Here is a 14,831-nt window from a genome sequence, read left to right as displayed (position 1 = left end):
TGGGCTGCTGCCGCAGGAGCACCACAATCGATACCTATGGATTTGATTTAGGCTTGCTATAGTTAACAGTCAATCGTCGATCGGTCGATCGAAGTGTACCGCTCGAACGATCGGCAACACTACTAAAAATTAATGCCTCATCACATTGTGGTGGGGCATTAATTTTGGTTCGATAATTCAAGTTGCGCCGCCTAAAGCGTTAGCATATAATTGCTCGTGTAGCTTGACGATCGATTCCAGATCGTAGTCAAATAGCCGCTTCTAACCTAATTTACTCATCTGAGCTGCGGCGGTGGGTGACTTGAGGATCCTCGCCATTGCTGCGGCTATTCCATCCACATCACCAACATCGACCAATAAGCCATCTGGGGATTCACGTACATATTTACCGAGCCTTTCAGGGAATTTACGCATGTGTTGACCTCATCTGTTAGAGGTAGTGAGTTTGACCCCAGATCCCCAAAAAAAGCCGATCGATCGCCCGTGTGCCAAGCACAATCGTCGCGTACGGTTAACCCTAGACTGTTAGTACCGAGATTAGGCGATAATAAAAAGAATCGATGTATAAAGGCGTAGCTATGATACCTACCGTAATTGAACAATCTGGCAGAGGCGAACGCGCCTTTGATATTTATTCTCGACTACTGCGCGATCGCATTGTCTTTTTAGGCGGTCAAGTAACTTCAGATATGGCAAATCTGATTGTGGCGCAACTGCTATTTTTGGAAGCAGAAGATCCCGAAAAAGATATCTATGTGTATATCAATTCCCCTGGCGGTTCGGTTTCGGCGGGAATGGGCATCTTTGATACGATGAACCAAATTCGCCCCGATGTCTCTACTGTCTGTATGGGATTTGCCGCGAGTATGGGCGCATTCTTGCTCAGTGCTGGTACCCCAGGCAAACGCATGAGTCTTCCCAGTTCGCGGATTATGATTCACCAGCCTCTAGGTGGCGCACAAGGACAAGCGACAGATATCGCCATCCAAGCCAAGGAGATTCTCTATATCAAGGGGACACTAAACGATCTCCTCGCCAAACATACGGGTCAACCATTGGAGAAAATCCAAGAAGATACCGATCGCGATTTCTATATGTCTGCGGATGAAGCCAAGAACTATGGTTTAATCGATACCGTGATCGATCGCCGCGTCAGTGCTACCAATCCTCCTCTAGCTTTGGTTCAGTAATGACTGCTACTGTGCCTGTGTCAAATTAGACATCTGGAGTAGTAAGTGAATGGTGGATGGTGGATGGTGAATGGCTTGCACTGTTGGCGTTAGCCTGCCGTAGGCAATGCGTAGCCTGCCGGAGGCATAGTGTGTATCATGTACCGCAATTGTCTATTTCTTGAGTGGGAAGTGAGTCTCTCAGAGTTTGAGGATTGAATTCGATCCCTCAGTTTTAGACATTCAATAAAATTAATGGTAGGAACAATTCACAAATTGCTCCTACCATTAATTTTGCATCCATTCCACCCATCATCCACCCATCCACCATCCACCATCCACCATCCACCCATCCACCCATCCACTAAACCATGACCCCCGAAAGCCCGAATACCCGCGCACATCTGCTCACCGAACAGGTAAATGTCAATAGTGCCAACCTCGATCGACTCAGTACCCTAGAGCTGGTAGAGTTATTTAATCGGGAAGATGTGAATACTTTAGACGCGATCGCCAGTGCCAAACAGGAATTAGCCCAAGCGATCGATATTATTGCTGATTCCTTGCGTCAAGGCGGACGATTATTTTATATCGGTGCGGGTACTAGCGGGAGATTGGGCGTACTCGATGCGGCTGAGTGCCCGCCGACTTTTTGTACAGAGCCGGAGCTAGTGCAAGGGATTCTAGCTGGGGGTATTGGGGCACTAATCAAGAGTTCCGAAGGCTTGGAAGATATTGCTAGCGATGGTGCTCAAGCGATGGTGGAGCATCAGATCGGACAGCATGATGTGGTAGTGGGCATTACCGCAGGTGGTACGACTCCCTATGTCCACGGTGCGATCGAGTCTGCCAAACAACGCGGTGCTCAGACCATCTTTATCGCCTGTGTGCCTGCAAATCAGGTCGCCAGTATCGCCGATATCGACATTAGATTACCTGTAGGGCCAGAAATTTTGTCGGGTTCTACGCGGCTAAAATCGGGCACTGTGACAAAGATGGCTCTGAATATCCTCTCGACTGGGACGATGGTAAAATTGGGCAAAGTCTACGGGAATCGGATGGTCGATGTAGCTGTGACTAATACCAAGTTACTCGATCGAGCTTTGCAGATAATTCAAGACTTGACGCAATTAGATCGGGATGCTGCAAGTGAGTTATTGTCAGCGAGTAATAAATCTGTCAAAGTGGCACTACTAATGCACTGGAATCAGATCGATCGATCCACAGCCGAGGCAATTCTCGCCCAGAATCACGGACAATTACGATCTGCTGTCGATAGTTTATAGTCCCTTCCTATAGTGAATGGTGAATGGTGAATGGTGAATGGTGGATCGTCTGTTTTTTAGGTGGTACGGGAGTAATTGTCGTATTTCTCGAACGGTTGATGAATCCAGGGATTTTCGGGGAGATAGCTAACGTAATAGTCTGGTACACAAATCGAGCAATCTTTGTACCAGATGACAGCCGTTTTTAGCTCCTCAATCTCTGGATATCGATCCTTCAACCAGCCTACTGTCTGTTGGAGTGTGACGCCAGAATCTACCAAGTCATCAACTAATAATACCCGACTACCCAACCTATCGCTGGTCATGGTAATCTGACTGGCGATCGATAGTTTACCGCGCTCTTGCTCGGAGTCGCCACCGTAGGAACTAGCCGCTAAAATTGCTAATGGTTGGTGAAAAATTCGGGAGAGAATATCGCCTACTCGCAAGCCACCTCTAGCCAGACAGACAATCCGATCGAATTCCCATCCCGACTCAAAAATCTTGGCGGCTAATAACTCGATCGACTGATGATATTCATCCCAAGATATATCTAAATCGGACATAGGAAAGCTCTGATTCTAATCGTCAAAATTAAATAGAGAACGTTTGTGTTGAATCTCGATGAAGAGCCGATATAGCTAATAGTAAATCGCCTGAAAACTAGTTGGTGGGCAGTGCCCACCCTACAAAGCTACAAAGCTAATTATCAATTAATTTAAAACCCCATTGCCAATGCAACAGCTTCCATATTTGCCGCGATACCTTGTTGAAATGGATTGATTTTATTGGCGATCGCCGTGTCGGGATCTTTGAGTCCATTTCCAGTCAGGACACAGACTACTGTAGCGCGATCGGGTACGCGATCTTTGACCTTGAGTAAACCTGCTACAGAAGCCGCACTTGCAGGTTCGCAGAAGATCCCTTCCTTACTACCCAACCACCGATAAGCGGCGATGATTTCAGCATCGGTAACGGCATTAAATTCGCCCCCACTTTGATTCTTAGCCGCGATTGCTTTTTCCCAGTTAGCGGGATTACCAATCCGAATCGCCGTCGCGAGGGTTTCGGGATTTTTGACGCGGATCCCACTAACTAGCGGCGCGGAACCTGCGGCTTGAAATCCCATCATTTTGGGGAGATTCCGACATTTGCCATGCTGTTGATACTGATTGAATCCCATCCAATACGCCGTGATATTACCGCCATTGCCGACGGGAATGCACAACCAATCTGGCGCGTCACCCAAAGCATCGACTAATTCAAATGCTGCGGTTTTTTGCCCCTCTAGCCGATAAGGATTGACCGAATTTACCAGCGTAATTGGATAATTATCTGCCATCTGCCGGACGATATCCAAAGCATCATCAAAGTTACCTTTAATTGCCAATACCTCAGCACCATACAGCAAAGCTTGGGCTAATTTACCCAAAGCCACATAACCATCGGGAATCAACACATAGGCGCGCATTCCCCCGCGCACTGCATAAGCCGCCGCCGCCGCCGAAGTATTGCCCGTACTGGCACAAATTACCGCCTTGGCACCCGCTTCCTTTGCTTTAGTGATTGCCATAGTCATCCCTCGGTCTTTGAAGCTACCTGTGGGATTTAAGCCGTCGTATTTGACATATACTTTGACACCACGTCCGATTTCTGCCGCGATCGTCGGCACGGGAATCAATGGTGTGTTACCTTCATTCAGGGTGACTACTGGGGTAGTCGCAGTCACAGGTAGATACGCTCGATAGGTTTCAATTAATCCCGGCCAACCACGGTTGACATTAGTTACGGAATTGACTTCAATTTGGGTATCTAAACTCATGATGTGACTATAACCTGGTTAAGAAACGATGGGCGACTCTTGCTCATTACGAAGATCGCAGACTCCCCGTTGATTCTACTATTGAAGCATAATTTTAGGCAATCTAGGTACTAAACCCAGGCAATCGGGGATCGGGATTGGGGATGAGGGGGTTTGAGAGACTAGCAAGTTCAGCTCCATCCTCGATCGAAGTTCATGCCCTTAGCCACCATCCACCATTCACCATCCACCAAACGATCGAGTCAATGTCCGAACCAGAAACCCGTCCGCGTGCCTTAGTTGCGATCGTTATCTACAAGTGTTTTACAGTTGGATTATTAACTTGTGTAGCGATCGGGTTATTTTTGACATCGAAAAGACATGATAGTTTGTTCGCGTTTGCCGAAGAATATATGATGACGGGCAAACGCGAAATTATCAAAGCAGGATTAAGGCAAGTATTGAGCGTCTCAACTACTAAAATGCAATTCGGGGCATTTGTCGCCCTGGTTTATGCCGCAGTTAATGGGATCGAAGCATTTGGTTTATGGCACCAAAAAGCTTGGGCAACAATTCTGGTAGTCGGGATTGTCGGGATCACAATTCCAGTGGAAGTCTACGAAATCATTCAAAAAGCCTCGATCGTCAAATTTGGGGTATTCGCTATCAATATCGCCATGTTTATCTATCTACTCAGACACGCACTCGCAGAACACAAGAAACAACATCAATAGTTCGATCGGTAACGGTTTGAATAAATCATCGAGCGATCTTGGCTATCCCTAGCAATAGGATGGAGATATTCGGGTAAAATATGACTGAAGCGAACAATACAGCCTAATGCTACGATTGCTAGGATATTAACAAAGAACATCAACCGAATCGGGTAATATTTTATAAACATTAGCAGGTAATGGCTGTCTCAAGCGATTTTTGGCAAAGATAAATATGAAAAAAAGTATCAAAGGCGACCGCACATTACTATTGACCAGTATTTTACTATTCTTTATGCTGGCAGCAGGAATTATGAGCGGCTGGATTGGCTTTTTGTCTGGACATGAGGCACTCAAAGGCGTTACCCAACCAGATATTCGTCCTAATAATAACAAGGGTGCCAGTAAACAAAATCAAAATACCAAAAGCTTGGAATTAATCTCAGAGCAAGAATTGATTGCTAATGCTAAAAAGCAGATGGGGATTGAAGAACCAAAAAAAGATGCTCAACAGGCAAAAGATGCCAAAAAACAGGCTGATGCTTTTGAAAAAGCTGTGAAAAACGACCCAAAAACTGGTCTGCCACCGCTCAAACTGCCGATCGTCAGAGAAGATCGGGGAATTATGATGACAGTCAAATCGATCGCATCCAAAGGCAACGATGTTAAGCTAGAGTTGGGACTAGTCAATCATGGCAGCCAACCTGTAAACTTTGGACAAGGGACAATTAATGTCACCAACGATCGCGATCGAGGGATCGGTACTACCACCACTGGATTACCAAATAGTCTCGCGGCTAATGGTACAGAAGCCAAAGTTATGCTGATTATTCCCAAAAATGCTCTGGATAAAGTCAAGAGTGTATCGTTACAATTAACCGATGTAGATCGAAAACTGCAACTTGAAGCATCAGGAGTACCAGTAGGAAGGCTTTAGGCTTTAGGCTTTAGGCTTTAGGGGTGAATGGTAAATAATGTCCCCCGTCCCCCCGTCCCAACTAGCCAACTCTTTCGCGTACTCCCCTTACTCTGCGTCCTCTGCGTCTAGACAATGAACGATCCTCATCCACTTTTAGGTGGTTCAGACATTGGGTGGCGACTCCTACTAGTGTCGGGTTTAATTGCGATTAATGCCTTTTTTGTGATTACAGAATTTGCGATATTGTCAGTCAGGCGATCGCGAATTACGCAGTTAGTGGCTGCTGGTGACGATCCAGCCAGACAAGTCCAAGATTTACAACGGGGAATCGAGCGGTTGCTCTCAACTACCCAAGTCGGGATTACGCTCTCTAGTTTGGCACTAGGTTGGATTGGCGAACGGGCAATCGCCCAAATCTTGGCTCAGGTGTTTAAGAGCATTCCACTGGCGCATTCGCTGGCGATTCCAGTCACTTTTATTCTGTTGGCGTATCTCCAGATTGTATTCGGCGAACTAATTCCCAAATCGATCGCGCTGACTTATGCCGAACAAATTGCCCGTTTGCTGGTTGCTCCCAGTCTCGCCATCACCCGAATTTTTAGTCCGCTGATTTGGGTACTCGATCGATCGACTAGACTGTGTTTGCGATTAGTCGGGATCGACGAGCGACATGATGGGCGAGATCGGATGACATTCAAAGAGTTGCAAGCGATCGTCTCTACCGAGCGGGAATCGAGTGGACTAGCGATCGAACAACGCGAAGTATTAACCAAAGTCCTGGAATTTGCCAACACGATCGCGACTAATGTGATGGTACCGAGTACCCAGATGGTTACTGTCCCCCAAACAGCTAGTTGTCAAACACTGCTAATTAAAGTCGCGACAAATGGCTATTCCCGCTATCCTGTTACCGATACATCCCTAAATAAAATTGTCGGCGTCGTCGCATTTAAAGATTTTGTCCCCCTGCTCGCTCAAGGTAAATCCGCCGGACAAATCCCGATCGTCAAATGGATTCAACCAGTAGAATTTGTCACCGAATCTACACCTGTAACTGCTGTCCTCAGACAGATGCAGCAATCCAACACCCACATGACGATCGTCGTTGATGAATTTGGCAACACCGCTGGTTTGATTACCCGTCAAGATGCGATCGAAGAAATGATCGGCATGAAAGTTACATCCGATCGACCCACCCAACTATTCCAGAAACTAGTAGACGGGACATTCCTCGTTCAAGCCCAAATCCATCTCGAAGATCTCAACCAACAACTGAACATCGATCTCCCGCTAGCTGATGATTATCAAACTCTCGCCGGATTTTTGCTAAACAAATTACAAAGATTCCCCCAGGATGGAGAATCCCTAGATTATGGTGACTGGAATTTTACAGTTATTTCTACCGTAGGCCCCAGAATCGATCGAGTCAGGATTAGGCGTTAGGCTTTAGGCGTTAGGCTTTAGGCTTTAGGCTTTAGGCGTTAGGCTTTAGGCTTTAGGGAAAAAGGCGTTAGTTATATTTGTAGGGTGTGTTAGCGCAAGCGTAACGCACCAGTTAGGGATTTACTAACACCTAAAGCCTAACTAAAACCTAATCCCGGATCGACTAAACCCAACTCTTCAAATGCTGCCAACCGCAACCGACAGGAATCACAGACACCGCAGGGGACATCTGCGGCAGAATAACAAGACCAAGTATGCGCCCAAGGTACGCCCAATCGATCGCCAAGCTGAATAATTTGCGTTTTTTTTAGATCGATTAGTGGCGTGATGATTTCGATCGGATCGCCCTCTCTACCTTGTTTAGTGCCCAATCTAAATACCGATCGCATCGCATCGATATAGTCAGGGCGACAATCGGGATAACCAGAATAATCTAGCGCATTCACACCAATATATACCCGACTAGCCGCGATCGCTTCGGCATAAGCCAGCGCGAAACTCAAAAAGATCGTATTACGGGCGGGCACATAGGTAACGGGAATAGACTCCGACATTGCCGCCAGATCGCGATCCTGCGGCAAGTCAACTCGATCGTCTGTCAGCGCAGAACCGCCCCACAAGCGGAGATCGAAGCTCACTACTTGATGAGCAGCGACACCAACAGCAGTCGCGATCGTCCGAGCAGCCTCCAGTTCGCGCCGATGACGTTGTTGATAATCAAAAGAAAGGGCGTAACAATCGTAACCCTCACTTTTTGCCAGATACAACACCGTCGAGGAATCTAAACCACCTGAGAGGAGAATAACTGCTTTCACAACAAGCGAGGGATGAGGGATAAACCGCTATTTTAACTTAGAGACGGGGAGACGGGGAGACTGGGGGACTGGGTGTTCCTTACTCTCTAAAGCCTAAAACCTAAAGCCTAAAATAAGGAACATAAACAAAACTTTTTTGTTCTTTACAATAATGATGCTGTGATAGTATCGGGATTGTTCTAGATCGGTCGAACAACGATTGGTTATCAATTGCCACCATTCGGTTTGGCTTGGCTCGATCGACACCAAACACATCTGAGATCGATCGAGATGAGAAGATGTCCTAGGACAAATAAACTCCAGTCGGATCGACTGATAAATGACAACTGATAACTAATTCGTGGTGGAGGAGTAAATTTTAGAGTGAGAAACAGCATGTCAGCCAGACAGTTAGACACAGGGATTCAGTCAGGTTCGCCCCAGCCACTGAAAGTAGGACTCATCGGGATCGGTAATATGGGACAACACCATGCGCGGGTGTTGAGCTTACTCAAGAACGTCCAACTGGTTGGCATCGCTGATGTCAATGTCGAGCATGGTTTGGAAGCCGCGAGTAAGTATAAAGCTAAATTTTATGAAGACTATCGCGATCTGATCTCCCAAGTTGATGCTGTCTGCATTGCTGTCCCGACTAGACTGCACTACGAGGTGGGGATTGCTTGCTTACAAGCAGGAATACACGTTTTGATTGAAAAACCGATCGCCGCAACGATTGCTGAAGCTGAAGCTCTAGTCAATGCTGCGGCTGAGTCTCAATGTATCCTCCAAGTCGGACATATCGAACGCTTTAACCCCGTTTTTCAAGAACTCAGTCAAGTCCTCAAAACTGAGAAAGTTTTGGCTCTCGAAGCACATCGGATGAGTCCTTATTCAAATCGGGCGAATGATGTCTCTGTCGTCCTCGATCTGATGATCCATGACATCGACTTGTTGATGGAACTAGCTGGGGCACCTGTTGTCGGCTTGACTGCTAGTGGTAGCCGCTGCCCCGAATCCAAATATCTCGACTACGTGACTGCAACGCTCGGTTTTGCCAATGGTGTCGTCGCCACTCTCACCGCCAGTAAAGTCACCCACCGCAAAACGCGTACCATCGCCGCTCATTGTCGTCAATCATTGACAGAAGCAAACTTCCTCAGCAACGAAATCTCGATCCACCGTCACAACACCGATCTACTCAATGAGTACCATCAGGGTTTATACCGTCAGGATGGACTGATCGAGAAAGTTTATGTCAAAAATGTCGAGCCACTATATGCAGAATTAGAGCATTTTGTCAACTGTGTTAGGTGTGGCAGCGAACCCTCAGTCGGCGGCGAACAGGCACTCAAAGCCCTGCGCCTCGCGACATTGATCGAGCAGATGGCTCTCGATGGTAAAGTCTGGAAACTGTCCGATCGCGATCGATTGGAACTGGTGAATAATAAGTAACGATCGAATATAGGATGGGGCAATTCATGGATTGCCCCTGGGTTTGTAGGCGTAGATCTACCCACCCCACCCTGCGGGCACCCCTGTCTTGTCGGTTTTTTTATTCGGTGGTAACCTCCTAATAAAACCGCCGCTCCGAGTAGGGGATTTTTAATAAAGTAGGGTGGGCAGTTCCCACCAGATAGGTTTCAGGCGATTCATGGATCGAATTCAGGCGAAATTACGAGAGATTTGGGGCTATGATGAGTTGCGATCGCCCCAACGCGAAATTATTGAGTGCTTGCTTGCAGATCGGGATGCACTGATTGTGATGCCGACTGGGGGCGGTAAATCTCTGTGCTTCCAAATTCCAGCTTTACTCAGTAGTGGGGTCACATTAGTGATTTCGCCGCTAGTAGCCTTGATGGAAAATCAAGTTCAGGAATTAACCCAGAAAGGATTAGCCGCTGGTTTGCTGCATAGCGAAATCCCCCCAGCCGAGCGCAAGCAGACGCTACAAGCCCTATCAGATCGCAAGCTACAGCTACTCTATCTATCCCCTGAAACCCTGCTGACTCCGCCTGTATGGTCGAGATTGTCCGCTCCCGAACTGAAGATCGATCGGCTGATCCTCGATGAAGCTCATTGTCTCGTCCATTGGGGTGAAACCTTTCGTCCCACCTATCGCCGCTTGGGGGCGACTCGTGCCACCCTGATCCGCCAAAAGCCACTCGGTACCAAAATCGCGATCGCTGCCTTTACAGCGACTGCTGACCCCCGATCGCAGCAGATAATCAAAAAAGTCCTGCAACTTGACAAACCCGCCGAATTTATCCTCAATCCTCACCGCCAGAATCTCCAGTTGTCAGTCAAGCAGATCTGGACACCGCGCGGTAGAAGAGAGCAGCTCGCCAAGTTTATCGACAAATATCCCCACCAGTCGGGGCTAGTCTACGTCAGAACGCGCGACACCAGCGAAGAATTAGCAACTTTGCTAACAACACGCGGCGACAAAACAGCAGCTTATCATGCTGGCTTGAGTCCCCAGGCGCGGCGGCGCGTCGAAGGCGAATGGTTGAGCGGGAAATTGCAATATGTGGTGTGTACCTGCGCTTTTGGGATGGGGATTAATAAAGCAAATGTGCGGTGGATTGTCCATTTTCAGCCGCCAGTATTATTGGCTGAATATATCCAAGAAATTGGTCGAGCTGGACGGGATGGGAAACCCTCGGCGGCGTTACTATTAGCATGTGAATCGACGGGTTTATTATATCCAGAAGATCGCCAGCGAAACAAGTTTTTTACTGAGAGTATCGATCGCTATTACGATCTGGCAACTACTTTAGCCAAACAATTACCAGCGAGTGGTGATGCAACTGAGATCGAGCGTAAATTCCCGCAAAGCTCAATCGCGTTATCCTTGTTACACAGCATTGGTGAATTAGCTTGGGAAACACCATTTAATTATCGACGTTTGAATATTGGAAAACAACCCAATTGGCAGTCATTAAAGGCACAACAGCAGCAACTCTTTAGCGGCGTTCCGACTTATATTAAATATCCTGGTTGTCGCTGGGAATATTTATTGACGGCGTTTGGCTGTCAGCCGCATCAACATTGGCGGTGTGGTAATTGCGATCGGTGTTTGGCACAGAGATGATAACTCGATCGAGACATCGACATTCCTTACAAATCGTTTGGATCGATCCCGAGTTCGCGCAATTTAGCCGCTAATTTTTCAGCCTGTTGCTCAACTTGCAGGATTTCTTGTCGAGCTTGTTGGGTTTCTTGTCGAGCTTGCTGGGTTTCTTGTCGAGCTTGTTGGGTTTCCTGTTGCGCTTGTTGACGAAGTTGGTCTATTTCGACAAAACTCAAGAATGGTCGATCGTCAGGACGATAGATTACCAGTGTATCTTCCTGCATACTGAAGCGGATACCCAGTCGTGGGCTAATCCAATTGTGAGTATCCTCGTTGGCGGAGCCTTCCCCTTGGGAAATCGATTCTAATCGATCTTCATGTCTGACCCAACCTGCGAGATCGATCCGATCGGGGTCATATATATAATACTCTGATACTCCATAGCGATCGTAGAAGTGCAACTTCCGGCTCATTTCTGCCATCCGATTGCCAGGGGACAGGATTTCAAACACGACTTGCGGCGGAATGTTGTCTTCTACCCACTGTCGATAAGATCCTCGATCTCCTTTTGGTCTACCAAATACTACCATCACATCCGGTGCTTGGCGAATCTTATTATCGCCTTCGACTGGATACCAGAGCAGATCCCCAGCGATAAATACCTGCGGATCTTCAGCAGAGAGCAGTTCAAGGTTTTCTTTAATCGTCACGATCCACCGAAATTGTTTGGTATTATCGGACATCGGATTGCCATCACAATCGGGATAGATGACTGGAGTCGTTGTTTCTGTGGGGATTTGGGCAACCATAGCTACCTACATCAGTTGGTTTATGAGTGATTCAATTTTACTACAAATTTTATCGATCGAGTCTACCTTCAATAGGCTTTAGGCTTTAGGTTTTAGGCTTGAGGATTTAGGAAAAGGATTTAGAAACTCAATCTGTTTGCCGATAGTGCGCTCGGATAGTAAGAGCGATAGTGATATTTTATATTGCTTTGCTAATTTTCAAACACATTTTCACGTCCTAAATCCTCAAGCCTCAAGCCTCAAGCCTAAAGTCTAATCCCTAACTTAGGCTTCTTTGAAAAATCTGACTAATTCACGAGCGTGTTCGAGAAATTGCCCATCGACGGTAATTTGCGAAATTGCTTGTCTAGCCTCTTGCGTCAATCGTTGATGATCTGATTCATTAGTTGCTTTGAGATTGGCGATCGAAACGGTGATTTTTGCTACTTCTTGGCGATTTGTTTCCCACCGATAATTTTGTTCGCTCAACCAAGATGTGTCATCATCGGGATCTAATGTATTGTTTAATTGAGTCACTCGATCCTCTAATTGTTGAAACCTGTCGCGCAATTCTAAAATATCTGCACGCGGGTAAGCAAATTCTTGCTGCATCGCCGTCAGCCGGATTGCTAAATACTCGTAAGTACTAATCGCTGGACGTAATAATGTCAGTAATAGTACCCCCACCGAACTCCAATAACCTAAAGCAGTAATTCCGCTCACTGCTAACCAATATAAACCGATCGCGGTGCCTAAATGTAAGCCGATCGCCACGATTAAAGATTTAGTAGCAACACTGCTAGCATATTGAATCTGACGCTCTTCGACATCGATGCCTTGAAGCTGAGATTCTTTTCCCGTCTGAACTACGGATTGTGCTTTGAAATAAATATTCCACGGTACCGTGACGATTAAGATCGCCCATTCAAAAATACCAATCCCGATCGCCCAATCGAGGATACTTCCAGTTGGAATTTGAAACCAGTTTAATAGTCCAAATGCTAATATAGCAATAAAAATTAATCCAGAATTAAAAGCTGCTACGCTACCGTAAATCATATATTATTTGTGGTTTTCTGCTCCTCCATTGTGAGTGATGAGCTAGTTAGTTAGCGATCGGCTTATGCTACTTTCTCAACTTGCACAAATACATAAAGACTAGACAATAGCGTAGATCCAGGGTACCCAAGGGCACCCCTACACAATTAACCTGTAGGGGTGCCCTTCATGGGTACCCTGGCTACGCTTATTACTTAGATAGTTGATAACGATCGGATCGCCCAGATTATTGCTGACTTTCCATCCGCCACAACAGCATGGTTAATGCCGCCGCGATCGCGAGTAAGAGAGCCGCTAGCTGAAATGTGCCCTGAAAACCACTGACGATCGCCTCAGATGCGGCTAAACTCAGGTCACTGCCATTTTTTCCAGCTAAAGCGATCGCGGCGAAGATGGTGGCAAATAGTGGCAATCCGGTAGTTTGTCCGAGGGTGCGGGTGAGCGAAAGTAATCCAGAGGCGATGCCCAACCGCTGCGGCGGTACCGCCCCCAGAATGGCACTATTATTCGGCGATTGGAACATCCCCCAGCCCAAACCGAGCGGAATCACCCGCAGGAGATAATCCAGATCGCGGATATTGGCATCGAGGGTACTAATTGCCAAACAGCCAATCGTCATCAGAATAATACCAGTCAGCATGATACTTCGAGTCCCAAAGCGATCGGTCAAATTGCCAGCCAGGGGCGAGACTAAGCCACCCACAACGGGCGTAACTGCCATTAATAACCCGATATGGGAGATCGGATAGTGCATGACTAATTGCAGGAAAAAGGGAATGACGATCGAACTTCCGCCCAATGTCATAAACACCAACCATCCCGTCAACAGACTCAAACTAAAAGTGCGAGAGCGAAATAAACTCAGATCGAGCATCGGTTGAGCGATCCGACTTTCGAGGAGAATAAAGCCAACTAAACCGATCGCACTCAGGAATAATAACCCCAACGGTAAACTACTCGTGAATCCATACCTTTGCCCCTCCGTCATCCCCAGCGAAAAGCAAACTAACACTACCGAAATTGCGACAGAACCCCAGAAATCAAAACGTTGGGGCTGAGTTTTGCGAGTGTGGGGGACATATTTATTTACCACAAAACTGGCTAAAATCCCGATCGGTAAATTCACTAAAAAGATCGATCGCCATCCCGCAATTCCAATCAGAACGCCGCCCACAGATGGTCCTAAAGCAATCCCTAATGAGACTACCGCCCCAATAATTCCCAGTGCCTTCCCCCGCTCCGATGTCGGAAATACCTCGACGATAATCGCCGCACCCAGAGCCGAAATCATCACCGCACCAAAACCCTGTAATGCCCGCGCCGCAATCAACACTTCGATCGAGGGTGCCAAGCCACACAGTAGCGAACTAACTGTAAATACCACCAAACCGCCCAGATAGAGCGGCTTTTTGCCCAGCATATCGCCCAATCTAGCGGCACCCAATACCAGCGAGGTGACGACGAGGACATAACTCAATCCCACCCATTGCACCGTGGCAAAATCCGTGTTCAAATTCTCGATGAGGGTAGGAAGCGCAATATTCACGATACTAGTATCGATCGTGTACATTAGCACTCCCAAACCAATTCCCAGCATCACTCGCCATTTTTGGACTGAGGACTGCTGGGAATCTGTCACTGGCTGATGTTCTTCGGATCGATCGTTCATGTCTTCTCACATCTTGCATCAAAACAAAGTTACTAGGGTAGAGGGTAGAGGGTAGAGGGTAGCGGCTCGCGCCCCTGTTCCCGCACTTTTCGCCCCTAATCCCCCAGTAACCCCGTCTTTGATACCCAGATTCAGCAACGC

At 47.2% G+C, this 14,831-nt stretch carries 16 protein-coding genes; 7 read left to right on the top strand and 9 right to left on the bottom strand.

Annotated features, from left to right (window positions below):
• Window positions 1–34: 34 nt before the first annotated feature.
• Both ACEW9J_RS11290 and ACEW9J_RS11285 read right to left on the bottom strand, forming a co-directional pair.
• Entirely contained in the window at window positions 35–181 is a 147-nt protein-coding gene (locus ACEW9J_RS11290) for a hypothetical protein (RefSeq protein WP_373545219.1), read from the bottom strand.
• Window positions 182–261: 80 nt separating this feature from the next.
• A complete protein-coding gene (locus ACEW9J_RS11285; protein ID WP_373545218.1) occupies window positions 262–414 on the bottom strand; it encodes a hypothetical protein in 153 nt (50 codons plus the stop codon).
• Window positions 415–578: 164 nt separating this feature from the next.
• Here ACEW9J_RS11285 and clpP point away from each other — a divergent pair, with 164 nt between their 5' ends.
• Window positions 579–1,190, top strand: a complete 612-nt coding sequence (gene clpP, locus ACEW9J_RS11280) for an ATP-dependent Clp endopeptidase proteolytic subunit ClpP (RefSeq protein ID WP_373545217.1) — start codon at window positions 579–581, stop codon at window positions 1,188–1,190.
• Between the two features lie 214 nt (window positions 1,191–1,404).
• Here clpP and ACEW9J_RS11275 read toward each other — a convergent pair whose 3' ends face one another.
• On the bottom strand, window positions 1,405–1,530 hold the full coding sequence (locus ACEW9J_RS11275; protein ID WP_373545216.1) for a hypothetical protein: 126 nt from the start codon (window positions 1,528–1,530) through the stop codon (window positions 1,405–1,407).
• A gap of 10 nt (window positions 1,531–1,540) precedes the next feature.
• On the opposite strand from ACEW9J_RS11275, the gene murQ reads away from it, so the two are divergent.
• Window positions 1,541–2,455 carry an N-acetylmuramic acid 6-phosphate etherase gene (murQ, locus tag ACEW9J_RS11270; protein WP_373545215.1) on the top strand — a complete coding sequence of 305 codons (915 nt, stop codon included), beginning with the start codon at window positions 1,541–1,543 and terminating at the stop codon, window positions 2,453–2,455.
• A 56-nt stretch (window positions 2,456–2,511) separates the two neighbouring features.
• Here murQ and ACEW9J_RS11265 read toward each other — a convergent pair whose 3' ends face one another.
• Together ACEW9J_RS11265 and thrC are read right to left on the bottom strand one after the other, a co-directional pair.
• On the bottom strand, window positions 2,512–3,000 hold the full coding sequence (locus ACEW9J_RS11265; RefSeq protein ID WP_373545214.1) for a phosphoribosyltransferase: 489 nt from the start codon (window positions 2,998–3,000) through the stop codon (window positions 2,512–2,514).
• A 152-nt stretch (window positions 3,001–3,152) separates the two neighbouring features.
• On the bottom strand, window positions 3,153–4,256 hold the full coding sequence (thrC, locus tag ACEW9J_RS11260; RefSeq protein WP_373545213.1) for a threonine synthase: 1,104 nt from the start codon (window positions 4,254–4,256) through the stop codon (window positions 3,153–3,155).
• 143 nt (window positions 4,257–4,399) lie between these two features.
• On the opposite strand from thrC, the gene ACEW9J_RS11255 reads away from it, so the two are divergent.
• The 3 genes from ACEW9J_RS11255 to ACEW9J_RS11245 all read left to right on the top strand — a co-directional run bounded on the left by ACEW9J_RS11255 (window position 4,400) and on the right by ACEW9J_RS11245 (window position 7,310).
• Window positions 4,400–4,969 carry a DUF2127 domain-containing protein gene (locus tag ACEW9J_RS11255; RefSeq protein ID WP_373545212.1) on the top strand — a complete coding sequence of 190 codons (570 nt, stop codon included), beginning with the start codon at window positions 4,400–4,402 and terminating at the stop codon, window positions 4,967–4,969.
• A 214-nt stretch (window positions 4,970–5,183) separates the two neighbouring features.
• A complete protein-coding gene (locus ACEW9J_RS11250; RefSeq protein ID WP_373545211.1) occupies window positions 5,184–5,885 on the top strand; it encodes a hypothetical protein in 702 nt (233 codons plus the stop codon).
• Between the two features lie 114 nt (window positions 5,886–5,999).
• Window positions 6,000–7,310: a hemolysin family protein gene (locus ACEW9J_RS11245; protein WP_373545210.1), complete on the top strand. Its 1,311-nt coding sequence runs from the start codon at window positions 6,000–6,002 to the stop codon at window positions 7,308–7,310.
• 137 nt (window positions 7,311–7,447) lie between these two features.
• Here the strand turns inward: ACEW9J_RS11245 and queC are convergent, their stop codons facing one another.
• Entirely contained in the window at window positions 7,448–8,125 is a 678-nt protein-coding gene (queC, locus tag ACEW9J_RS11240; RefSeq protein WP_373545209.1) for a 7-cyano-7-deazaguanine synthase QueC, read from the bottom strand.
• A gap of 375 nt (window positions 8,126–8,500) precedes the next feature.
• Between queC and ACEW9J_RS11235 the strand changes: the two genes are divergently transcribed.
• Together ACEW9J_RS11235 and ACEW9J_RS11230 are read left to right on the top strand one after the other, a co-directional pair.
• Window positions 8,501–9,556 carry a Gfo/Idh/MocA family oxidoreductase gene (locus ACEW9J_RS11235; protein ID WP_373545208.1) on the top strand — a complete coding sequence of 352 codons (1,056 nt, stop codon included), beginning with the start codon at window positions 8,501–8,503 and terminating at the stop codon, window positions 9,554–9,556.
• 199 nt (window positions 9,557–9,755) lie between these two features.
• Complete coding sequence (locus ACEW9J_RS11230) at window positions 9,756–11,195, top strand: ATP-dependent DNA helicase RecQ (protein ID WP_373545207.1); 1,440 nt, start codon at window positions 9,756–9,758, stop codon at window positions 11,193–11,195.
• A 26-nt stretch (window positions 11,196–11,221) separates the two neighbouring features.
• On the opposite strand, the gene ACEW9J_RS11225 is transcribed toward ACEW9J_RS11230, so the two are convergent.
• From ACEW9J_RS11225 to ACEW9J_RS11215, 3 genes are all read right to left on the bottom strand, one after another.
• Window positions 11,222–11,983: a Uma2 family endonuclease gene (locus ACEW9J_RS11225; RefSeq protein ID WP_373545206.1), complete on the bottom strand. Its 762-nt coding sequence runs from the start codon at window positions 11,981–11,983 to the stop codon at window positions 11,222–11,224.
• Between the two features lie 264 nt (window positions 11,984–12,247).
• On the bottom strand, window positions 12,248–13,021 hold the full coding sequence (locus ACEW9J_RS11220) for a hypothetical protein (RefSeq protein ID WP_373545205.1): 774 nt from the start codon (window positions 13,019–13,021) through the stop codon (window positions 12,248–12,250).
• 226 nt (window positions 13,022–13,247) lie between these two features.
• Window positions 13,248–14,690 carry a DHA2 family efflux MFS transporter permease subunit gene (locus ACEW9J_RS11215; protein ID WP_373545204.1) on the bottom strand — a complete coding sequence of 481 codons (1,443 nt, stop codon included), beginning with the start codon at window positions 14,688–14,690 and terminating at the stop codon, window positions 13,248–13,250.
• Window positions 14,691–14,831 lie beyond the last annotated feature (141 nt).

The organism is Chamaesiphon sp. (assembly GCF_041737865.1).
GTDB lineage: Bacteria > Cyanobacteriota > Cyanobacteriia > Cyanobacteriales > Chamaesiphonaceae > Chamaesiphon.
The sequence above is the reverse complement of the archived record's forward strand: the minus strand, read 5'-3'. Positions and strand labels throughout refer to the sequence as shown.

Excerpts from the sequence above, each read along its gene's own strand:
- ACEW9J_RS11285 (WP_373545218.1), bottom strand. The coding sequence starts at position 414 with ATGCGTAAATTCCCTGAAAGGCTCGGTAAATATGTACGTGAATCCCCA.
- clpP (WP_373545217.1), top strand. The coding sequence starts at position 579 with ATGATACCTACCGTAATTGAACAATCTGGCAGAGGCGAACGCGCCTTT.
- ACEW9J_RS11275 (WP_373545216.1), bottom strand. The coding sequence starts at position 1,530 with ATGGGTGGATGGGTGGATGGTGGATGGTGGATGGTGGATGGGTGGATG.
- murQ (WP_373545215.1), top strand. The coding sequence starts at position 1,541 with ATGACCCCCGAAAGCCCGAATACCCGCGCACATCTGCTCACCGAACAG.
- ACEW9J_RS11265 (WP_373545214.1), bottom strand. The coding sequence starts at position 3,000 with ATGTCCGATTTAGATATATCTTGGGATGAATATCATCAGTCGATCGAG.
- thrC (WP_373545213.1), bottom strand. The coding sequence starts at position 4,256 with ATGAGTTTAGATACCCAAATTGAAGTCAATTCCGTAACTAATGTCAAC.
- ACEW9J_RS11255 (WP_373545212.1), top strand. The coding sequence starts at position 4,400 with ATGAGGGGGTTTGAGAGACTAGCAAGTTCAGCTCCATCCTCGATCGAA.
- ACEW9J_RS11250 (WP_373545211.1), top strand. The coding sequence starts at position 5,184 with ATGAAAAAAAGTATCAAAGGCGACCGCACATTACTATTGACCAGTATT.
- ACEW9J_RS11245 (WP_373545210.1), top strand. The coding sequence starts at position 6,000 with ATGAACGATCCTCATCCACTTTTAGGTGGTTCAGACATTGGGTGGCGA.
- ACEW9J_RS11235 (WP_373545208.1), top strand. The coding sequence starts at position 8,501 with ATGTCAGCCAGACAGTTAGACACAGGGATTCAGTCAGGTTCGCCCCAG.
- ACEW9J_RS11230 (WP_373545207.1), top strand. The coding sequence starts at position 9,756 with ATGGATCGAATTCAGGCGAAATTACGAGAGATTTGGGGCTATGATGAG.
- ACEW9J_RS11225 (WP_373545206.1), bottom strand. The coding sequence starts at position 11,983 with ATGGTTGCCCAAATCCCCACAGAAACAACGACTCCAGTCATCTATCCC.
- ACEW9J_RS11220 (WP_373545205.1), bottom strand. The coding sequence starts at position 13,021 with ATGATTTACGGTAGCGTAGCAGCTTTTAATTCTGGATTAATTTTTATT.
- ACEW9J_RS11215 (WP_373545204.1), bottom strand. The coding sequence starts at position 14,690 with ATGAACGATCGATCCGAAGAACATCAGCCAGTGACAGATTCCCAGCAG.